Consider the following 20,987-nt stretch of genomic DNA (forward strand, 5'->3'; position numbering starts at 1 on the left):
AGCGGGTAGCGGCGTCTTTTTCGTTCCGTTGCATTGCCGAGTGAGGTGTTCGATGAGTACCAGCTTCTGGAAATCCGGGCATGTGCCCACCCTGTTCGCCGCGTTCCTGTACTTCGACCTCAGCTTCATGGTCTGGTACCTGCTGGGCCCGTTGGCGGTGCAGATTGCCGCCGACCTGCAACTGAGTGCACAACAACGGGGCCTGATGGTCGCTACGCCGATACTGGCCGGGGCGATCCTGCGCTTCGCCATGGGCGTGCTGGTCGACCGCCTGTCACCCAAGACCGCCGGGCTGATCGGCCAGGTGGTGGTCATCGTCGCCCTGGCTGCAGCCTGGCACCTGGGCGTGCACAGCTACGAGCAGGCGCTGCTGCTGGGCGTGTTCCTTGGCTTTGCCGGTGCCTCGTTCGCCGTGTCGCTGCCGCTGGCTTCACAGTGGTACCCGCCGCAACACCAGGGCAAGGCCATGGGCATCGCCGGTGCCGGCAACTCCGGCACAGTGTTCGCGGCGCTGCTGGCCCCGGTACTGGCTGCAGGCTTTGGCTGGAACAATGTGTTCGGCTTTGCACTCATCCCGCTGGCAATCGCGTTTGTGGTGTTCGCCCTGCTGGCGCGCAACGCCCCGCAACGGCCCAGGCCGAAAGCGGTGGCCGATTACCTGAAGGCCTTGGGCGACCGTGACAGCTGGTGGTTCATGTTCTTCTACAGTGTCACTTTCGGCGGCTTCATCGGCCTGGCCAGCGCCCTGCCCGGCTATTTCAGCGACCAGTACGGCCTGAGTCCGGTAACTGCCGGTTACTACACCGCCGCCTGCGTGTTCGCCGGCAGCCTGATGCGCCCGCTCGGTGGCGCCCTGGCCGACCGCTTTGGCGGCATCCGCACGCTGCTGGGCATGTACGGCGTGGCGGCCATCTGCATCGCCGCAGTCGGCTTCAACCTGCCTAGCGCGGCCGCTGCATTGGCGCTGTTCATCAGTGCAATGCTCGGCCTGGGCGCCGGCAACGGCGCGGTATTCCAGCTGGTACCGCAGCGCTTTCGCCAGGAGATCGGGGTGATGACCGGGCTGATCGGCATGGCCGGCGGCATCGGCGGCTTCCTCCTGGCCGCGGGGCTTGGCACCATCAAGCAGCACACCGGTGACTACCAGCTGGCGCTGTGGCTGTTCGCCAGCCTGGGCCTGCTGGCCTGGTTCGGCCTGCATGGGGTGAAACAGCGCTGGCGTACCACCTGGGGTTCGGCTGCGGTTACCGCAGCACGGGTCTGAGGCACGCCGATGAGTCTGCAACTGAGCTTTGCCCAGGCCAGCGCCACCGGCCCGCGCGCGGAAAACCAGGACGCCCTGCGCCTGGTAACCCCGGCGCCGGAGCTGGCTGCCAGCAAAGGCTACCTGTTCGCCCTCGCCGACGGTGTCAGCCAATGCGCCGACGGCGGCCTGGCTGCACGCGCCACCCTACAGGCGCTGGCCCTGGATTATTACGCCACCCCGGCCACCTGGAGCGTGGCCCAGGCACTGGACCGCCTGCTGCTGGCACAGAACCGCTGGCTGCGTGCCCAGGGCAGCGGCCAGCCACTGCTCACCACGCTCAGTGCGCTGGTGTTGCGTGGCCGGCGCTTCACCTTGGCCCATGTCGGCGACTGCCGCGCATACCGCTGGCACGCCGGGCACTTGCAGTGCCTGAGCGAAGACCATGTGTGGGACCAACCCGGCATGCAGCATGTGCTGAAACGCGCGCTGGGCCTGGACCAACACCTGCTGGTGGATTACCTGGAGGGCGAACTGCAGCCGGGCGAGTGCTTTCTGTTGCTCAGCGACGGCGTCTGGGCCAGCCTGGGCGACCAGCACATCCAGGCGGTGCTGCGCGAACAACCCGACCTGCAAGTGGCCGTCGACACCCTGGTCGCCAGCGCACTCCTCAATGGCAGCCAGGACAACGCCAGTGCCTTGCTGGTGCAGGTCGAACAGTTGGGCACCAGCAACCTGGGCGATACCCTGGCGCAACTGCAGCAATGGCCGCTGCCGGGCCCGCTGCGCGGAGGCCAGGTGATCGACGGCTGGGGCGTTGAGCAACTGCTCGCGCACAGCCACCAGTCACTGCTGTACCGGGTACGTGACGGCCAAGGGCACGCCTGGCTGCTCAAGACCCTGCCCGCCGCGCGCGAGCACGAGCCTGGCGCGGCGCAAGGGCTGCTGCTGGAAGAGTGGTTCCTGCGCCGGGTCGCTGGCCGGCACTTCCCCGAGCTGCACCCCGCCAGCCAACGTCAGCACCTGTACTACGTGATGCGCGAATACCCCGGCCAGAGCCTGGCCGCTTTGCAGGCCGAGCACGGCCCGCTGCCCCTCACCCAGTGGCTGGAAATCGCCCGGCAGCTGTTGCATGCAGTTGGCGTGCTGCACCGGCGTAATGTGCTGCACCGCGATATCAAACCAGAAAACCTGCACCTGGGCAGCGATGGCCAGCTGCGCCTGCTGGACTTCGGCCTGGCGTACTGCCCGGGGCTGTCCCAAGACCCTTTGCACACGTTGCCGGGCACGCCCTCGTACATCGCCCCGGACGCATTCGAAGGCCTACCGCCCAGCCCGCGCCAGGACCTGTATGCCGTGGGCGTGACGCTGTACCACCTGCTGACCGGTCATTACCCCTATGGCGAGGTGGAAGCATTCCAGCGACCGCGCTTCGGCCAGCCGGTGAATGCCGCCCGCTACCGCCCCGATCTGCCGGAATGGCTGCAGCACAACCTGCAGCAGGCGGTGGCTGCCGACCCGGCGCAGCGCTACGAAACTGCCGAACACTGGCTGCTGCTGCTCGAACGCGGTGACCGCCAGGAGCTGCCCGACCGGCCACGGCCATTGCTGGAGCGCGAACCGCTGAAAGTGTGGCGCACCCTGGCCCTGCTGTCCTTGCTGATCAACCTGATACTGCTGCTTACCCTGCTCAAGGGCTGAGCAGGCAACCCAAATCGCAGGCAAAGAAAAACCCGGCCGAGGCCGGGTTTTTCATGAAACGTCAGGCCAATTACTTGGACTGAGCTTCAACCTGCGCTTCAACGCGACGGTTAACAGCGCGACCTTCTTCGGTGGCGTTGTCAGCAACCGGACGGGTTTCGCCGTAGCCAACCGAGTCAACACGGGTAGATTCTACGCCGTACTGCTGGGTCAGAACCTGCTTCACAGCGTTGGCACGACGCTCGGACAGCTTCTGGTTGTAAGCGTCTGGGCCCACGGAGTCAGTGTGACCTTCAACCACGGTGGTGGTCTGTGGGTACTGCTTCATGAAGTCAGCCAGGTTCTTGATGTCGCCGTAGCTGTTTGGCTTGACGACCGACTTGTCGAAGTCGAACTTGACGTCCAGCTCAACACGAACCACTTCGGCAACAGCCGGGCAGCCATCAGCGTCAACGGTAACGTTGGCCGGGGTGTCCGGGCACTTGTCGACGTTGTCGCAAACGCCGTCGTTGTCGGAGTCGGAGCAGACTTCAGCAACTGGAGCCGGAGCGACTTCAGCTTGCTTCGGGCTACCGCCGAAGTTCAGGCCAACACCAACGCTCGGGGCCCACTCGGTGTCGCCCTGGTCGATGTTGTACTGAGCTTCTACGCCGGCACGGGCGTAGAACATGTCGGTGATGTACCACTTGGCGCCAGCGCCAACGTTGGCGAAGGTGGAGTGGTCACGACCGCCACGGCCGGTCTGGCCCAGCGACTGGTGCGAGAAACCAGCGGAAACGTACGGACGGATGGCGTCATACGGGTTGTTGAAGTGGTAAACGGCGTCCAGGGCGCTGTTCGAGCCCTTGATGTTCTTGCCGTCTTCGCCACGAGCGTTGTGAACTTCGTCGTAGCCCAGACGCAGTTCAACGTCGTCGGTCAGGAAGTAACCGATCGAGCCGCCGAACAGGTTGCCGTCGTTCTTGAAGTCGCGCTGGCTGTCGAAGAATTCCTTCTTGTAGAAGCCTTCGACTTCTACAGCGCCTGTGCCTTGTGCCATAGCGCCGATCGAAGTGGCGGCTACAAGCGAACCAATGGCCAAGCCCAAGGTGTTTTTCAGTTTCATCCGTTAAATCCCCATCTGGTGATAGTTAAGCAGTCCCACCACAAACAAGGGGGACAACTCGACGGCAAGTCTAGCAGAACTCACCGCTGCGTTAGAGATATTTGCACGCCACTAAGTTTCATCGAGGCCAGCAAATTTCTCACGAAGCTTGTCTAGCGCGCGCTTGTAGCGCATTTTCGTTGCGCTCAGGCCCATGTGCATGATGTCGGCAATTTCCTGAAATTCCAGCTCTGCGACAAAACGCAGCACCAGGATTTCCCGGTCAATCGGGTTCACATGCACCAGCCATTTGTCCAGCCCGCCTTTTTCTTCAGGTTTTGGTGCCTTGTCTTCGGACGCCTCTTCAACAGGGTCCAGACTCAAGGCATCCATCAGCCTGCGTTTACGGCGCTCCTTGCGGTACTGGGTAATGCACTCGTTGTAGGTGATGCTATAGAGCCATGTCTTGAACTTGGATTTGCCTTCGAAGTTCTTCAGCCCGTACAACACTTTCAGCATCACTTCCTGACAGACATCGTCCGCGTCCCGGTCGTTCCCCAGATAACGCGCACAGACGTTGAACAGGGTTCGCTGGTAGCGCCGCATGAGCTCTTCATAGGCGCGGGTAACGTGGTACAGCTCCTCATGCGAACGCGCCACCAACTCTTCATCGGTGAGCTCGCGGGGGTCATAACGCATGGGCGGCGAATGAACTTTATTCAAAACGGATCTGGCCGACAGTCAGGTCAATGTCGCCGCGAGACCCCGTGGGTCATTTTCGCGGCGGCATACATTAACAGCTTTTGTGCGGTTAGCGGCTATTGACACGCTGTTCCAGCAGCTCGCGGTTGGACAGCGATAGTAGTTCGCCATCATCGGTCAGCAGCGTCGTCTTGACCGTACCGATCTCTTCGATCTGGCCTTCGACCTCTCCAATCCGCACCTGCTGGCCAACCTGGTACAGCTCGCGCACGTAGATGCCAGCCAGGATCTGCCCGGCAATTTCGCGGCTGCCAAGGCCCATCGCCAGGGCAACGGCCAGACCAACGGTAATCAGCCCGATGACGATAACGTGGTTCAGCAGGTCGGTTTTGACCTCCAGCTGGCTGATGGCTACCGAAATGCTGATGATGATCACCAGGCCCTGGGTAATACGCCCCAGGCCCGCCGAATATTCCAGGCCGATACCTTCGGCAGCGCCGCGCACCAGGCCGTTGGCCACTTGTGCCAGCAGCACGCCAACCAGCAGCACCAGCGCTGCGCCGAACACCTTCGGCAAATACAGGGCAAGCATGTCGAGCGTGGCCGAAACCCGCTCAAGGCCCAGCGACTCGGCGGCCGAGACCAGGAAGATGAGCAGCACGAACCAGTAGACGATCTTGCCGATCAGGGTCGAGATCGGCACCTGGATGCCGACCCGGCCCAGCATTTTGGTCAGGCCGGTGCCAGCCATCAGGCGGTCCAGGCCGAGCTTGGCCAGCAACTTGGACAGCAGTGTATCGAGCAGCTTGGCCACCACGAAACCGAGCAGCACCACGACCAGCGCGCCGAACAGGTTGGGGATGAAGTTCGCCACCTTGGTCCAAAGGGCAGTCATCGCGGTGACCAGGCTCTGGGTCCAGAGATCGAGTTCCATATTCAATCGGCCTTATCTGCTTTGCTGCCGCTGGCAGCGTTGCGGGAAGAGTGTCGACGCACCGGCGCGACATGCGCCGAGCCATTGTTCACGGCGATCAGCAGCGCCTGGCACCAGCGGCCGAGCAGGCTGAACAGATCGCCCGCGCCAACCTGGCGGTTGGCGGTTTTCAGCACGCGACCCAGGCAGGCAGCGTCATCCCGGTCGTCCCGGTCGTTGCCGGAGGGTGACGCCTTGAGCAGGTCGCGCAGGGATTCTTCAAACGGATCGTGCATAGGCACCTCGCGCAGTATCAGCAAGAGACGAGGTGGCCCAACGCTGGGTCACACATTGCATCGGGACGAATGTTTCAACATGGGAGATATTCGTGAGCATCTATACCCACCGTAACCGTCGGAACATCCACCACTGGCCCACCGCCAGCCCCAGCACGACGATGCAGGCAAACAGGAAGCCATAGGGGTTTTCCGCCCCGGGAATACCGCCGACATTAATGCCCAGCAGCCCGGTGATAAAGCTCATGGGCAGGAAAATGCAGGTGATGATGCCGAAGCGGTACATGGTGCGGTTCATGCGCTCGCTGCGCCGACGGTCTTCGCTCTCCAGCACCAGCGCAGCCCGCTCGCGGGTCAGTTCCAGCTCTTCGAGATAGCGGATCAGGCTGTTGTTGAGCTCGTTCCAGTAATCGGCGTCGGCGTCGGCGAACCAGCTCCATTTGCTGCGCGACAGCTGGGCGTAGATTTCCCGCTGCGGGGCGAGGAAACGCCGTAACCCGGCCGCGCGACGGCGGATCTGCTGCAGGCTGCCCTGCTCAGGCGTATACCGTTCGTCGGATTCAACCTTTTCCTCTTCAAGGTCGACCAGTTCAGACAGGTCGCTGACCAGTCCCTGGACCTTTTCGGTCAGCAGTTCGCCCATCAGCAGCAACAGCTCGGACGCCGATTTCGGCCCCCTGCCCTGCTCCAGCTGCTGCAAGACTTCGTCGCTGGCGCGCAACGGTCGCAGGCGCAGCGAGATAACCCGCTGGGCCTCGGCGAAGATGCGCACCGAAACCATGTCTTCGGGCTCGGCGCCGGGGTTGAGGTTGACCCCACGCAGGAACAGCAACAATTGCTCGTCCACCATGGGCAGCAGGCGTGGCCGGGTGTTCTCTTCCAGCAGCAAGTCGCAGGCAAACTCGCTGAGGCCGCTGTCGCGCAGCAGCCAGGTGCGGGTTTGCGGATGGCTGCGGTCCCAGTGCAGCCAAAGGCTCTGCTCGGGTTGCAGCTGCAGGTCGTCCAGTTCGGTACGGGCAATCGGGCGCGCGCCGCCTTTGCCATCGAGCACCAGGGCATGCACCAGCCCCCACTGCGCGTTGTCTTCCTCGAACATCAAAGCTCCATCAGCGCGTGCGGCGCATCACTCCGGCATTTTCAGCGGGTTTGGCGAGACCAGCACGCCATTGTTGTCGGCATATACATACTCACCCGGGCGGAAGGTTACCCCGGCGAAGGTCACCGCCACGTTGAGGTCGCCGATGCCGCGCTTGTCGGTTTTCATCGGGTGGCTGGCCAAGGCCTGGACGCCGACGTCGGTCTGGATCAGCACGTCGACATCACGCACGCAGCCGTAGATCACCAGGCCTTCCCAACCGTTTTTGGCAGCCTTTTCGGCGAGCATGTCGCCAAGCAGCGCACGACGCAGGGAACCACCGCCATCGACCACCAGCACCTTGCCTGTGCCATCGAGCTCGACCTGCTCCTTGACCAGCGAGTTGTCCTCGAAGCACTTGATGGTGACGATCTGGCCGCCGAACGAATCGCGCCCCCCGAAATTGCTGAACATCGGTTCCAGCACCTGCACCAGGTCGGGGTAGGCGTCACACAGGTCGGGCGTTACGTAATGCTGCATGGGAAGCTCCTGTCAGTCACAACGAAAGCGGGGATCGACCCAAGGCTACACCTTTGAGGCCGTCGCAGTCATCCGGGACCGGGCAGTCAGTTGGGTTCTACCTGCCCTGGCCCTATCGCCGGCAAGCCAGCTGCCACAGGGATACCCACAAGGTTCGAGGCCTGCGGTATCCCTGTGGGGGCTGGTTTGCCGGCGATGGGGCCAGAACAGCTAGAGCAAGATCAGCTGACAGGCACAGATTCTGCAGCCGCCGTCGACGCATGCACCGGCATCAACGGGTTGCGCAGCCAACGCTGCACCAGCGGCCACACCTGCACCTGCGCGGCCTTGCTGACCAGCATGTCGACATGCCCGAACGCCTCGAAGCCTTCTTCGCGCCCCAGCCGCAAGAACTGCTTGCGCTCGCCGCCCAGCTGATCGAACAGCTTGCGGCAGGCCCACACCGGGTCCTGGAAGTCGCCCGCACCGGCCACTGCCAGCAGCGGCACATCCACCTCGGCCAGCCCCGCCCACCAGTCGTGCTTCTTGTCGCCAAAGCGGCCGAACAGGCCATGCCAGCGCATGCTCTCCAGGGCCAGGCCGATCGGCTCGTCCTCCGGTCCACGCTTGAAACGCGGCCCGGAAATCTGCCCCCAGCGCTTGAGCAGCAGCTTCGCACCCCAGGTCAACGGCGGGACTTTCAGTGGCCAGTAGACACGGCTGATCTGGGTGCCGAACAGCGCCACGCTGGCAACGTCCTCGGCAGCCAGGAAACCACCGCCCAGCGCTGCCACCAGGGTTGTGCCGCCCAGTGAGTGACCTACCCAGTGCGGCGCCTGGCCCGATTGCTCGCGCACGAACGCGGCAATCAGCGGCAGATCATCACGGGCGTAGGCAGCCACGCTGTTGTGCTTCCAGTCGAGGTTGCGCGGCGACAGGCCATGGCCGCGCATTTCCGGGATCCACACATCGAAACCGGCGCGGGCAAGGTAGGCGCCCAGGCCAACCCCCTTGGGCGAGTACCAGAAGCGCCTATTGGAAAAACTGCCGTGCAGGAGAATGACCGGCACACCCTGGGCCGGGCCCTGATCGGCCAGCCCCAGGCGCGTCACGGCCAGCTCGACGCTGGGGTCAGGGCTGTTGCCGGCCTTGATCCGGTACACGTCTTCGCTGAGGTCGCCGCGGCGTTCGGCACTGAGCAGGGCCACGGGAAATAAAGTGCTGCTGCTTTGCATAAGGTTGCTTGACGCACAAAAAAAGGCGGGTTCCATCGCTGGAGCTCGCCCTGAAAAAAAAGGCAGGGGTACGCCAGACGTACCCCCGCGTTCTACTAGGTCAGGCTGCGCCTTGGCCTTCGGCCAGGAAGAACCAGGTTTCGAGTACCGAATCCGGGTTCAGCGACACGCTTTCGATGCCCTGCTCCATCAGCCATTTGGCCAGATCCGGGTGGTCCGATGGGCCCTGGCCGCAGATGCCGATGTACTTGCCCGCCTTGTTACACGCGGCAATGGCGTTGGCCAGCAGCTTCTTCACCGCAGGATTTCGCTCATCGAACAGGTGCGCGATGATGCCCGAGTCACGGTCCAGGCCCAGGGTCAGCTGGGTCAGGTCGTTGGAGCCGATCGAGAAGCCGTCGAAGTATTCCAGGAACTCTTCGGCGAGAATCGCGTTGGACGGCAGCTCGCACATCATGATCACGTGCAGGCCGTTGTCGCCGCGGGCCAGGCCGTTTTCGGCAAGCAGGTCGACGACCTGGCTGGCTTCGCCCAGGGTGCGCACGAATGGCACCATGATCTCGACGTTGGTCAGGCCCATTTCGTTGCGCACGCGTTTCAGGGCACGGCACTCGAGTTCGAAGCAGTCACGGAACGATTCGCTGATGTAACGCGAAGCGCCACGGAAGCCCAGCATCGGGTTTTCTTCTTCCGGCTCGTACAGCTTGCCGCCGATCAGGTTGGCGTACTCGTTGGACTTGAAGTCCGACAGACGCACGATGACCTTTTTCGGGTAGAAGGCGGCCGCCAGGGTGCTGATGCCCTCGACCAGTTTCTCGACATAGAAGCCGACCGGGTCGCTGTAGCCGGCGATGCGCTTGTCGACGCTGTCCTTCAGGTCGGCAGGCAGGCCTGCGTAGTTCAGCAGCGCCTTGGGGTGCACGCCGATCATGCGGTTGATGATGAATTCCAGGCGCGCCAGGCCGACACCGGCGTTGGGCAGCTGGGCGAAGTCGAAGGCGCGGTCCGGGTTGCCGACGTTCATCATGATCTTGAACGGCAGATCAGGCATGGCGTCGACCGAGTTCTGCTTGATGTCGAAGCCCAGCTCACCTTCGAAGATGAAGCCGGTGTCGCCTTCGGCGCAGGACACGGTCACGCCCTGGCCGTCTTTGAGCAACTGGGTGGCGTTGCCGCAACCGACCACGGCCGGGATACCCAGCTCACGGGCGATGATCGCCGCGTGGCAGGTGCGCCCGCCGCGGTTGGTGACGATGGCGCTGGCGCGTTTCATCACCGGTTCCCAGTCCGGGTCGGTCATGTCGGACACCAGCACGTCGCCGGGTTGCACCTTGTCCATTTCCGACACATCGTTGATCACGCGGACCTTGCCGGCGCCGATGCGCTGGCCGATGGCGCGGCCTTCGACCAGTACGGTGCCCTTTTCCTTGAGCAGGTAGCGTTCCATGACATTGGCGCTGGAACGGCTCTTCACCGTCTCAGGGCGAGCCTGGACAATGTACAGCTTGCCGTCGTCACCGTCCTTGGCCCACTCGATATCCATCGGGCGCTGATAGTGCTGCTCGATGATCATCGCCTGCTTGGCCAGCTCGCTGACCTCGGCATCGCTCAGGCAGAAGCGCGCGCGCTCGGCGCGGTCGACTTCGACGGTTTTCACCGAACGGCCGGCCTTGGCTTCTTCGCCGTAGACCATCTTGATGGCCTTGCTGCCCAGGTTGCGGCGCAGGATGGCCGGGCGGCCGGCCTGCAAGGTGTTCTTGTGCACGTAGAATTCGTCAGGGTTGACCGCACCCTGCACCACGGTTTCGCCCAGGCCGTAGGCGCCGGTGATGAATACCACATCGCGGAAGCCCGATTCGGTGTCGAGGGTGAACATGACGCCAGCGGTACCGGTTTCGGAGCGGACCATGCGCTGCACACCAGCCGACAGGGCGACCAGCTTGTGGTCGAAGCCCTGATGCACGCGGTAGGCAATGGCGCGGTCGTTGAACAGCGAGGCAAACACTTCCTTGGCCGCACGGATCACGTTGTCGACGCCGCGGATGTTGAGGAAGGTTTCCTGCTGGCCGGCGAACGAGGCGTCCGGCAGGTCTTCGGCGGTGGCGGAGGAACGCACGGCGACCGCCATGTTGTCATTGCCGGCGGCCATTTCGGCGAAGGCCGTACGGATTTCCGAATTCAGACGCTCCGGGAATTCGGCTTCCATGACCCACTGGCGAATTTGCGCGCCGGTCTTGGTCAGGGCATTGATGTCATCCACGTCAAGCGCGTCGAGGGCGGCATGGATACGGTCGTTGAGACCACTCTGTTCGAGAAAATCGCGGTACGCCTGCGCCGTAGTGGCAAAGCCGCCCGGCACCGATACACCAGCACCTGCAAGGTTGCTGATCATCTCGCCCAGGGATGCGTTCTTGCCCCCCACATGCTCTACATCATGGACGCCGAGCTTATCAAGGGAAACTACGTACTCTACCAAGGTGATCTCTCCACTAACTGTGTTGGAAAAGCTCAAAGGCGCCCGCCTGTCTTCAGTGACTTGGCCGGGCGTTTGTGGCCTGTACCTGGAAAATAGGGTCTGCAAGTGTGGCAGAATGCCGACAGCCGCATTCGGCAAACCGAACTTATCATATCCAAGAATCTTCATCAGCTTAAGGCCCAGATCGCAAATGAAACGAACCGCGTTCTTCATCTCCGACGGCACCGGTATCACTGCCGAAACCCTGGGCCAGAGTCTGCTCGCGCAATTCGAGAGCATTCCCTTCAACAAATTCACCCGTCCGTACATCGATTCGCCGGACAAGGCACGCACCATGGTCCAGCAAATCAACGCGGCGGCCGAGCGTGACGGGGTACGCCCGATCATCTTCGACACCATCGTCAACCAGGACATCCGTGAAATCCTGGCGACCTCGAATGGCTTCATGATCGACATCTTTTCGTCGTTTTTATCCCCGCTCGAGCAGGAATTGACCGCCCATTCGTCGTATTCCGTGGGCAAATCGCACTCGATTGGCGGCAATTCCAACTACATGGAACGCATCGAGGCGGTGAATTTCGCCCTGGACAACGACGATGGCGCGCGCACCCACTATTACGACAAGGCCGACCTGATCCTGGTCGGCGTGTCACGCTGCGGCAAGACCCCGACCTGCCTGTACATGGCCATGCAATTCGGCATCCGCGCCGCCAACTACCCGCTGACCGAGGACGACATGGAGCGCCTGCAGCTGCCGGCGGTGCTGAAAAAGCACCACAACAAGCTGTTCGGCCTGACCATCGACCCCGACCGCCTTACCGCCATCCGCCACGAACGCAAGCCCAACAGCCGCTATTCCAGCTTTGCCCAGTGCGAATTCGAGGTGCGCGAGGTGGAGAGCCTGTTCCGCCGCGAGAACATTCCCAACATCAATTCCACGCATTTTTCGGTGGAGGAGATTTCGGCCAAGATCCTGGTGGAGAAAGGGGTGGAGCGGCGGTTCAAGTAAGCCTGTGCTGGCCCCTTCGCGGGTGAACCCGCTCCCACAGGTACCCCACCAGCCTTGAGGCCTGTGCAATACCTGTGGGAGCGGGTTCACCCGCGAAGAGGCCAGCACAGGTACAAAAAAGCCCCGACATTACTGCCGGGGCTTTTTCATTTCAGCTCAAGCTCAGGACGGCACAACCGCCGCCTGCCCGCTCATGGCCAGGTCGACCAGCTCGCGGTTGGCCACCGCGTACATCGCGTAGTCGGTACCGGTGGCATTGCGCAGGTCATCCAGCATGGCGCGCCAGCGCTCTACCATCACCCGATGCTGCTCGGCCCACAGTGCCACACGGGCGTCCATGTCTTCCGGTGCATCGGCCATTTGCAGTACCGAGATGGTGATCGCCCGCTGCTGCAGGTCGATATCGTCGCGGAACGCCTCGCGCGCCAGCGCCTGCCAGTTGTTTTCCACCGGCAGGTTGCTGATTTCCTGCAAGTACCAGGTCAGGTCCAGCGAGCTGCCCACGGCGAAGAACGCCTTGGCCACCTGGGCCGGATCATGCCCGGTAACGTCAGCGGCTTCGATGATCGGCAACAGGGTGTACAGGTGGCTGGTACCGGCAACCATGCGCGCCAGCAGCTCCGGCACACCGGCCTCGACGAAGCCCTGGTAGCGCACCATCCAGCGTTCGCGGGTCGGGCCTTCAAGCAGCTCGTCCAGCTTGAGCCCCAACTGCGCGATCTTCGGCCCGAAATGCGCGGCGTCACGCCCGGCATCCTGCTCGTTGCGACGGCTGCGCAGGAACCAGCGGGTGGCACGGCGCCCCAGGCGCATCAGCTCGTCCATCAGGGTGAGCTGAATTTCGGCGGGTACCTGGTAATCCAGCGCCTCGATCTGGCGGAACCAGTGCGGCAGGTGGAAGATATCGCGCACGATCACATAGGCCCCGGCCACGTTGGCCGGGCTCATGCCAGTCGACTCCTTGAGACGCTGGACGAAGGTGATGCCCATGTTGTTGACCAGGTCGTTGGCGATCTGGGTGCTGACGATTTCGCGTTTCAGCCGGTGGCGGCGCATGGGCTCGGCGAACTTGCTGACCAGCGACGGCGGGAAGGCGGTTTCCATGTCGCGGGTCAGGTAATCGTCGTCCGGCACCCGCGATTTCAGCAGTTGCTCCTTGAGGTCGATCTTGCTGTACGAGATCAGCACCGACAGCTCGGCGCGGGTCAGGCCCTGGCCAGCGGCCAGGCGTTCGGCCAGCTGCTCCTCGGACGGCAGGAACTCGATGGCACGGTCCAGCTTGCCGCGGCTCTCCAGGTCCGCCATCAGGCGCTTGTACTCGGCAATCCGCTCGCGGGCACGCCGGGCAGCCAGCGACAGCGCCTGGGTCTGCTTGTAGTTGTTGCCCAGCACCAGGCCGCCCACTTCGTCGGTCATGCTGCCCAGCAGCTGGTTGCGCTGCTTCTCGGTCATGTCGCCACCCTGCACCACTTCATTGAGCAGGATCTTGATATTGACCTCGTGGTCGGAGCAGTCCACGCCGCCGGCGTTGTCGATGAAGTCGGTGTTGGTGGCGCCGCCGTGCAGGCCGAACTCGACCCGGCCGAGCTGGGTCATGCCCAGGTTGCCGCCCTCGCCCACCACCTTGCAGCGCAGCTCGTTGCCGTTGACCCGCAGCGCGTCGTTGGCCTTGTCGCCGACATCGGCGTGGCTTTCGCTGCTGGCCTTCACGTAGGTACCGATGCCGCCGTTCCACAGCAGGTCCACCGGCGCCTTGAGCAGCGCATTGAGCAGCTCGGTCGGAGTCAGGCGGTCGGCCTCGATGGCGAAACGTCCTTTCATCTGTGGGCTGATGGCGATGCTCTTGGCACTGCGCGGGAAGATCCCGCCGCCTTCGGACATGATGCTGGTGTCGTAGTCGCTCCAGGCAGAACGCGGCAGGTCGAACAGGCGCTTGCGCTCGGCGAAGCTGGAAGCCGGCTCGGGGTTGGGGTCGATGAAGATGTGCAAGTGGTTGAACGCTGCCACCAGTTGCAGCTTGTCGGACATCAGCAAGCCGTTGCCGAACACGTCGCCGGCCATGTCGCCCACACCGATGACGGTGATCGGGTCTTCCTGCACATTGATGCCGCGCTCGCGGAAGTGGCGCTGCACGCCCACCCACGCGCCACGCGCGGTAATGCCCATCTTCTTGTGGTCGTAACCGGCCGAACCGCCCGAGGCGAAGGCATCGCCCAGCCAGAAGCCGTAATCGATGGCAATGCCGTTGGCAATGTCGGAGAAGGTCGCGGTGCCCTTGTCGGCCGCCACCACCAGGTACGGGTCGTCATCGTCATGACGCACCACGTTGGCCGGCGGCACCACGCCACCGTCCTTGAGGTTGTCGGTAATGTCGAGCAGGCCGGAGATGAAGATGCGGTAGCACGCCACGCCCTCGGCAGCGATTTCGTCACGGCTGCCGCCCAGCGGCAGGCGCCGCGGCAGGAAGCCGCCCTTGGCGCCGACCGGCACGATCACCGAGTTCTTCACCTGCTGGGCCTTGACCAGGCCCAGCACTTCGGTGCGGTAGTCCTCTTCGCGGTCGGACCAGCGCAGGCCGCCGCGGGCAACGTTGCCAAAGCGCAGGTGCACGCCCTCGACCCGCGGCGAGTAGACGAAGATTTCGAACTTGGGCACCGGTTTGGGCAGCTCGGGGATCAGCTTGGGGTTGAACTTGAAGCTGAAGTACGACTTGTTCTGGCCATCGGCATCCGGCTGGTAGAAGTTGGTGCGCAGGGTAGCCTTGATCAGGTCCAGGTAGCGGCGCAGGATGCGGTCTTCGTTAAGTACCTGCACGTCATCCAGTGCGGTCAGGATGGCCTGTTCAAGGCGCTGCTGCTTGTCATCCAGGTCGTCCTGGGTGAGTTTGCGTGCCAGGTAGAAGCGGGTCTTGAACAGCCGGGTGAGCTCGCGGGCGATATCGGTGTGGTTGTTCAGGGTACTGGCAATGTAGCCGAGGTCGAAGCCCAGGCGAATCTGCTTCAGGTAACGGGCGTAGGCGCGCAGCAGCGCCACGTCGCGCCATGGCAGGCCAGCGGTCAGCACCAGCCGGTTGAAGGCGTCGTTCTCGGCATCCCCGCGCACAATGTGGATGAAGGCGTCCTGCAGGGTGTCGTTGAGCTGCTGGATATCCAGGCTCAGGCCTTCGCTGTAGGTGAAGGCGAAATCGTGAATCCAGTACTCGCGGCCATTGGCGTGGCGCAGGCGGTAGGGGAACTCGCCGAGCACGCGCAGGCCGAGGTTTTCCAGGATCGGCAGCACGTCGGACAGCGCCAGCGGGGTATCAGCGTGGTACAGCTTGCAGTGCAGGATGCGCTCGCCAACCTGGGTCAGCGGCTGGTAGAAGCTCATCGCCAGGGGTTTGGTTTCAGACAGGTTCAGCACGTGCTGCAGGTCGACCACTGCCGAGTGCGCGGCGAAGCGTTCGCGATAACCGGCCGGGAAGCCTTTGGGGAAGTCGGCGAGGATGTTGGTGCCCTGCGCTTCGCCGAAGTTCTCGACTACCAGCGCCGAGTAGTCGTCATGCCACGAGCGGCAGGCCTGGATGACTTCGCGTTCCAGCTGCTGGGGGTCGATGTCGATGCGGTTCTTCGGGTCGACCCGCAGAATCAGCTGCACACGCGCCAGCACCGATTCGGAGAAGAACGTCCAGAACTCGCAGTCGCTGGCCTTCAGCCGCTCCATCAGCACCTGCTGGATTTTCTGCCGCACTTCGGTGGAGTAGATTTCCCGCGGCACGTAGGCCAGGCAGTAGCAGAAGCGGCCGTACGGGTCCTTGCGCAGGAACACGCGGATCTTGTTGCGTTCCTGGATCTGCACGATCGCCATGACGGTGGTGAACAGCTCGTCGATCGGTGTCTGGAACAGGTCGTCGCGCGGCAGCACTTCGAGTACCTGGGTCAGCTCCTTGCCCAGGTGGGCCTTGGGGTCGAAACCCGAGCGCCGCTCGATTTCGGCGACCTTGACGCGGATATACGGAATTGCATGCACGCTTTCGCCATACACCGACGAGGTGTACAGGCCCATGAAGCGGTGTTCCTTGACCACCTTGCCGTCGGCGTCCAGCTGGCGGATCGACACGTAGTCCGGGTAGGCCGGGCGGTGTACGCGGCTGGGCAGCGCGGCCTTGGCAAACGACAGCAGCAGCGGCTCGTTGAGGTAGGCCACGGCGTAGTCTTCGATGCGCAGCTCTTCTGCCGTCAGGCCTACGCGCAGGCGGCGCGGCAGGCCGAGGAAGGACTGCTCGTCGTAGACCATCTGGCCACCACCGGCGCCGCCCTTGACGGTGAATTCTTCATAGCCCAGGAAGGTGAAGTGGTTGTCCAGCAGCCATTCGAGGAAGGCCTTGACCTCGCCCTTTTCGTTCTGCGCCGGGCCGAAGGCAGTCTGTTCCACCTGCGCCACCACTTCCCGCAGCTTGGCCTTCATCGGTTCGAAATCGGCAACCGCCACCCGCACCTCGGCCAGCACCTGCTCGATTTCGCGAGTCAGCACTGTCAGCTCGGCAGCGTTGGCGCAGCGGTCGATCTCCAGGTACATCAGCGACTCATGACGCACGCCCTCGCCCTGGGTGCCCTTGGGCAGCAGCTCCAGCAGCTCGCCCTTGGCGCCACGGCGCACGCTGAGTACGGTGGTCTGCAGGGTGTGGATGCTGTAGCCGCGGCGGTTGAGCTCGGTGCGCACCGAGTCGACCAGGAATGGCAGGTCGTGGTGCAGCACTTCGACCACGGTATGGGTCGACTGCCAGCCGTTGCGTTCGTAATCGGGGTTGTACACCCGCACTTGCGGGTATTCGGGGTCGAAACGCTCGATGATGCGCCAGGCCGAGAGGGTGCAGCCGGCCAGGTCGGAAAGCCTTCGCTGGGTGAGTTCGTCCATGGAGATGATGCCGAAGAACTGCTCGGCGAACAGCGTCACTTGTGGCAGGGACTGCTCGCTGATGTGCTGCGCCAGGGCCGCTTGCAGTTGATGCTGGAAGTCGGCTTTGCTGGCTGCGGTGAAGAACGCCATCTGTGGTACTCCGCTTGGGCTTTGTATTAGTTGGAGCGTCGCTGCGTGCGCCGTGTACGGGTCAACGATAGCCAACCCGTAGCAAGGCGGACGGTAAAAACCAGACGTTGGACGTGCGCAGGCACGCCCAGGGCTGGGCGAAGCTTAACGACTGATCGGTCATCAAGGCTTGCAGCGCTGCGACAATTTCGGTCAAGGGGCGGTAACTTTACGTTTATGCATGTAAGCAAGACTGTCAGAATTCCCTTCCGTTTCCTTTGATCCGAGCCTTGTCCATGCAAATCGATACCGCCCTGCTCTTCGCCACCCCTTGCGATGACGAGGAAGACAACATGGCCACGCTGTGCTGCCACAGCGACAAGGGCCAGATGTTCCTGCTGACCCGCTATCCGGACGAAGACACCGTCGACCTGACCCTGGATGACGAGCCGTCGACGCTGGACGGGCTGAAAGTGACGTTGAGCGCCAAGCGCCTGCTGATCGAAGTCGCCGCCGGCGACCGTGATGCGCTGAAGGGGGACGAGGTGCTGGAGATCAACCTGACCAGTGACCTGAGTGACATGGATGAAGTGAAGGAAACCCTGGAAAACATCCTGGCCGGGACCGGTACCTTCGTCTGCGAGCTCTGAAACGCAGATTTCCCATAGGGGCCTACCCGTATTGCCTGTACTGGCCTTATCGCCGGCAAGCCAGCTCCCACACCGACCACCGCTGCCCCAAGCCATGTGCAGTACCTGTGGGAGCTGGCTTGCCGGCGATAAGGACGGTACAGACAGCACAAAATCCTGAGCCGAGCCAGGCGCTAGCGCAATGCTGCCTGCATTGCTTCAGCCTGCACCCGCAACGCATCGCAAAACGGCTCCACCGCCGCCGAAGCCGGCCGGTGGTCGGGCCTGATCAGCATCACCTGGTACGGCACTGACACCCGCAAGCGGCGGATCGGCAAACCGCCCTGCGCGGCCTCCAGCCCACTCAGCGGGTTGATGATCGCCACCCCCAGGCCCTGCCTGACCATGGCGCACACCGACGCGGCGCTGGTGGTCTCGATGACCGTGCGGCGGTTCACCCCCGCCGCACGGAAGTGCTGGTCCAGGCGCTGGCGGTAGGTGTCCAGGCTGGCCAGGTTGATGAAGTCCACTTCATGGAAATCGCTCAATTCCAGTTCAGCCTTGGCTTGCAACGGGTGCCCATGGGGCAGCACACAGACCATGTTGGCGCTGAACAGCAGCTCGCCGTAGGCGCCGCGCGGCATCTGCTCGACCTCGGTCAGGCCAAGGTCGTGCTGCTGGGCAACCAGTGACTCCTCCAGCAACGGCGACTCCTGCGCCAAAATGCTCACACTCACGCCGCGGTGCTGCTGATGGAAGCGCTGGCAGGCCTTGGGCAGCAAGGTCTGGGAAAACAGCGGCAGGCAGGTGATGGCCAACCGGCCCTGCTCGAAATTGCGGATGGCCTGGGCAAAGCGCTCGATGCGCTCCAGCCCGAGATAGGCGCGCTCGACCTCTTCGATCAACAGCAGCGCCTGGGCGGTTGCCACCAGGCGCCCGCCCTCGCGCTCGAACAGGTTCAGGCCGGTGACCTGCTCCAGCCGTGCCAGCTCTCGGCTGACGGTGGGCTGCGAGGTGAACAGCAGCCGCGCCGCGCCGGTGACGCTGCCAGCGGCCATGATGGCGCGGAACACTTCGATATGGCGGACGGACAGTTTCACGGCTACACCTGCGCAACAACGATGGGTATATCAGATATGAATGGCGAGTAGAAAAATAGCTATTTTTCTGAATCCACTCTTTCACGCATCCTGCACATCTACCCACTACGAGTAATGCCAGCATGACTGCACCCTTCACGACCCTGGCCGCGGCGGTTCATCAACATGGATCGCCCCTCTGGGCCTACGACGCCAGCACCATCGCCAAGCGCGTTGAACAACTGAAGGTATTCGACACCGTACGCTTCGCCCAGAAAGCCAACCCCAACCTGCACGTGCTGCGCCTGATGCGCGCCCATGGCCTGGTGCTGGACGCGGTGTCGCTGGGTGAAATGGAGCGGGCCTTTGCCGCCGGTGCCAGCGTGGACGGCGACCCCGCTGGCGTGGTGCTGACCTGCGATGCACTGGACCGGCCAACCCTGGAGCGGGTGGTGGAATCGAAGATCGAAGTCAACGCCGGTTCCATCGACATGCTGCGCCAGCTGGGTGAACGCTCCCCCGGCCACCGCGTCTGGATCCGCATCAACCCGGGCTTCGGCCACGGCCACAGCCGCAAGACCAACACCGGCGGCGAGAACAGCAAGCACGGCATCTGGCATGAAGAACTGGACGAGGCGCTGGCCTGCATCAAAACCCACGGCCTGCACCTGGTCGGCGTGCACATGCATATTGGCTCCGGGGTGGATTACCAACACCTGGAGCAGGTAGCCCGGTCGATGATCGAGCTGATCGGCCGCCTGGGCGTAGACATCGAAGCCTTCTCCATCGGCGGCGGGCTTTCGACCCCTTACCGCAGCACCGACAAGCCGGTCGACCTGCAACGCTACGCGCAGACCTGGGCGGTGGCGCGCAAGGAAATCGAAGCCATGCTGGGCCACCCCGTGCGCATGGAGATCGAACCTGGGCGTTTCCTGGTGGCCGAGTCGGGCTACCTGGTGGCCGAGGTGCGTGCCGTGAAACAGGTGGGGCGCAATACTTTCGTGATGATCGATGCCGGCTTCAACGACCTGATGCGCCCGGCGATGTACGGTGCGTACCATGGCATGACCCTGCTCGACGCCAACGGCCAGCCGGTGGACCGCCCGCGCCAACCGACCGTGGTGGCCGGGCCACTGTGTGAGTCGGGAGACGTGTTCACCCAGGACGACCAGGAACTGACCCCACAGGACCTGCCCCAGGCGCAGGTGGGTGACTTGCTGGTGATTCACGATGCCGGTGCCTACGGGGCGTCGATGTCGTCGAACTACAACAGCCGACCTTTGCTGCCGGAGTTTCTGATCGAGAACGGCGCGCTGCGCATGATCCGCCGGCGGCAGACCGTGCAGGACCTGCTAGCGCTGGAAGCGGGTTTCTAGGCAGCGCACCAATGAGGGCTGCCTAGCAGCCCATCGCCGCCGAGCCAGCTCCCACAGGTACAGCGCAAACCCTGCTTGCAATCAGACCCCTCTATGGCAACAATGCGATCAATTCCCATTCATATTGCGGTCTTGACGCATGTCGACGCTCGATCCTCAGACCCTGCACCAGCTGTACAGTGAAAACAACGGCTGGCTGAAGGGCTGGCTGCGCGCCCGCCTGGGCAATGCCGCCGATGCATCCGACCTGGCGCACGACACCTTCCTGCGGGTAATGACCGCCCGCAACCAGCTGCCGATCCGCGAGCCGCGCAGCTACCTCAGCGCTATCGCCCGCTCGCTGCTGATCGACAAAGCCCGCCGCCGCACCATCGAAAAGGCCTACCTGCAGGCCTTGGCCCTGCGCCCGGAACCGGTAGAGGTATCGCCGGAAGTGCGCTTGTCGATCATCGAAATGTTGGTAGCCGTGGACAGCCTGCTTGACGAACTCGGCGCCAACACCCGCGCCATCTTCCTCGCCGTTCAACTCGAAGGCCTGACCTACGGTGCTGCTGCCGAGCGTTTCGGCGTGTCGGTTACCACCGTGAAGAACCATCTGATAAAGGCAATGACCCGCTGCCTGCTGGCAGTCGAAGGCTGAGGA

Annotated in this window: 16 protein-coding genes; 6 read left to right on the top strand and 10 right to left on the bottom strand. The window is 63.1% G+C overall.

Features of this window, described 5'->3' with window-relative positions; translation table 11 throughout:
* The first annotated feature begins 52 nt into the window (after positions 1–52).
* Together AC5O5R_RS19275 and AC5O5R_RS19280 are read left to right on the top strand one after the other, a co-directional pair.
* Entirely contained in the window at positions 53–1,264 is a 1,212-nt protein-coding gene (locus AC5O5R_RS19275) for a nitrate/nitrite transporter (protein ID WP_172230826.1), read from the top strand.
* Positions 1,265–1,273: 9 nt separating this feature from the next.
* Positions 1,274–2,944: a bifunctional protein-serine/threonine kinase/phosphatase gene (locus AC5O5R_RS19280; protein WP_172230823.1), complete on the top strand. Its 1,671-nt coding sequence runs from the start codon at positions 1,274–1,276 to the stop codon at positions 2,942–2,944.
* 70 nt (positions 2,945–3,014) lie between these two features.
* On the opposite strand, the gene AC5O5R_RS19285 is transcribed toward AC5O5R_RS19280, so the two are convergent.
* From AC5O5R_RS19285 to ppsA, 8 genes are all read right to left on the bottom strand, one after another.
* Positions 3,015–4,049 (bottom strand): OmpA family protein, encoded by a 1,035-nt coding sequence (locus AC5O5R_RS19285; RefSeq protein ID WP_172230820.1) that lies wholly within the window; start codon positions 4,047–4,049, stop codon positions 3,015–3,017.
* Between the two features lie 111 nt (positions 4,050–4,160).
* Positions 4,161–4,727 carry an RNA polymerase sigma factor SigX gene (sigX, locus tag AC5O5R_RS19290; protein ID WP_003248665.1) on the bottom strand — a complete coding sequence of 189 codons (567 nt, stop codon included), beginning with the start codon at positions 4,725–4,727 and terminating at the stop codon, positions 4,161–4,163.
* A gap of 112 nt (positions 4,728–4,839) precedes the next feature.
* Positions 4,840–5,664 (bottom strand): mechanosensitive ion channel family protein, encoded by an 825-nt coding sequence (locus AC5O5R_RS19295; protein WP_172227774.1) that lies wholly within the window; start codon positions 5,662–5,664, stop codon positions 4,840–4,842.
* Between the two features lie 2 nt (positions 5,665–5,666).
* Positions 5,667–5,939: a hypothetical protein gene (locus AC5O5R_RS19300; protein WP_028697557.1), complete on the bottom strand. Its 273-nt coding sequence runs from the start codon at positions 5,937–5,939 to the stop codon at positions 5,667–5,669.
* 100 nt (positions 5,940–6,039) lie between these two features.
* Positions 6,040–7,035 (bottom strand): zinc transporter ZntB, encoded by a 996-nt coding sequence (locus AC5O5R_RS19305; protein WP_172227772.1) that lies wholly within the window; start codon positions 7,033–7,035, stop codon positions 6,040–6,042.
* Between the two features lie 27 nt (positions 7,036–7,062).
* Positions 7,063–7,554, bottom strand: coding sequence for a ribonuclease E activity regulator RraA (rraA, locus tag AC5O5R_RS19310; protein ID WP_172227770.1), 492 nt, complete (start codon positions 7,552–7,554; stop codon positions 7,063–7,065).
* A 221-nt stretch (positions 7,555–7,775) separates the two neighbouring features.
* Entirely contained in the window at positions 7,776–8,768 is a 993-nt protein-coding gene (locus AC5O5R_RS19315) for an alpha/beta fold hydrolase (RefSeq protein WP_256678493.1), read from the bottom strand.
* A gap of 100 nt (positions 8,769–8,868) precedes the next feature.
* Positions 8,869–11,244 (bottom strand): phosphoenolpyruvate synthase, encoded by a 2,376-nt coding sequence (ppsA, locus tag AC5O5R_RS19320; RefSeq protein WP_172227766.1) that lies wholly within the window; start codon positions 11,242–11,244, stop codon positions 8,869–8,871.
* Between the two features lie 190 nt (positions 11,245–11,434).
* Here ppsA and ppsR point away from each other — a divergent pair, with 190 nt between their 5' ends.
* A complete protein-coding gene (gene ppsR / locus AC5O5R_RS19325) occupies positions 11,435–12,253 on the top strand; it encodes a posphoenolpyruvate synthetase regulatory kinase/phosphorylase PpsR (protein ID WP_012271263.1) in 819 nt (272 codons plus the stop codon).
* 162 nt (positions 12,254–12,415) lie between these two features.
* Here ppsR and AC5O5R_RS19330 read toward each other — a convergent pair whose 3' ends face one another.
* Complete coding sequence (locus AC5O5R_RS19330; RefSeq protein WP_494514645.1) at positions 12,416–17,281, bottom strand: NAD-glutamate dehydrogenase; 4,866 nt, start codon at positions 17,279–17,281, stop codon at positions 12,416–12,418.
* Between the two features lie 275 nt (positions 17,282–17,556).
* On the opposite strand from AC5O5R_RS19330, the gene AC5O5R_RS19335 reads away from it, so the two are divergent.
* Positions 17,557–17,910 carry a hypothetical protein gene (locus AC5O5R_RS19335; protein WP_172232475.1) on the top strand — a complete coding sequence of 118 codons (354 nt, stop codon included), beginning with the start codon at positions 17,557–17,559 and terminating at the stop codon, positions 17,908–17,910.
* Between the two features lie 173 nt (positions 17,911–18,083).
* Here the strand turns inward: AC5O5R_RS19335 and AC5O5R_RS19340 are convergent, their stop codons facing one another.
* A complete protein-coding gene (locus tag AC5O5R_RS19340; protein WP_172232472.1) occupies positions 18,084–18,989 on the bottom strand; it encodes a LysR family transcriptional regulator in 906 nt (301 codons plus the stop codon).
* 122 nt (positions 18,990–19,111) lie between these two features.
* Here AC5O5R_RS19340 and lysA point away from each other — a divergent pair, with 122 nt between their 5' ends.
* Together lysA and AC5O5R_RS19350 are read left to right on the top strand one after the other, a co-directional pair.
* The gene (gene lysA / locus AC5O5R_RS19345) at positions 19,112–20,344 is read left to right on the top strand and encodes a diaminopimelate decarboxylase (protein ID WP_172287308.1); all 1,233 of its coding nucleotides are present in this window, start codon (positions 19,112–19,114) and stop codon (positions 20,342–20,344) included.
* 139 nt (positions 20,345–20,483) lie between these two features.
* Positions 20,484–20,984 (top strand): sigma-70 family RNA polymerase sigma factor, encoded by a 501-nt coding sequence (locus AC5O5R_RS19350; protein ID WP_172227976.1) that lies wholly within the window; start codon positions 20,484–20,486, stop codon positions 20,982–20,984.
* Positions 20,985–20,987 lie beyond the last annotated feature (3 nt).

This window comes from Pseudomonas sp. 8_5_2, from assembly GCF_059295255.1.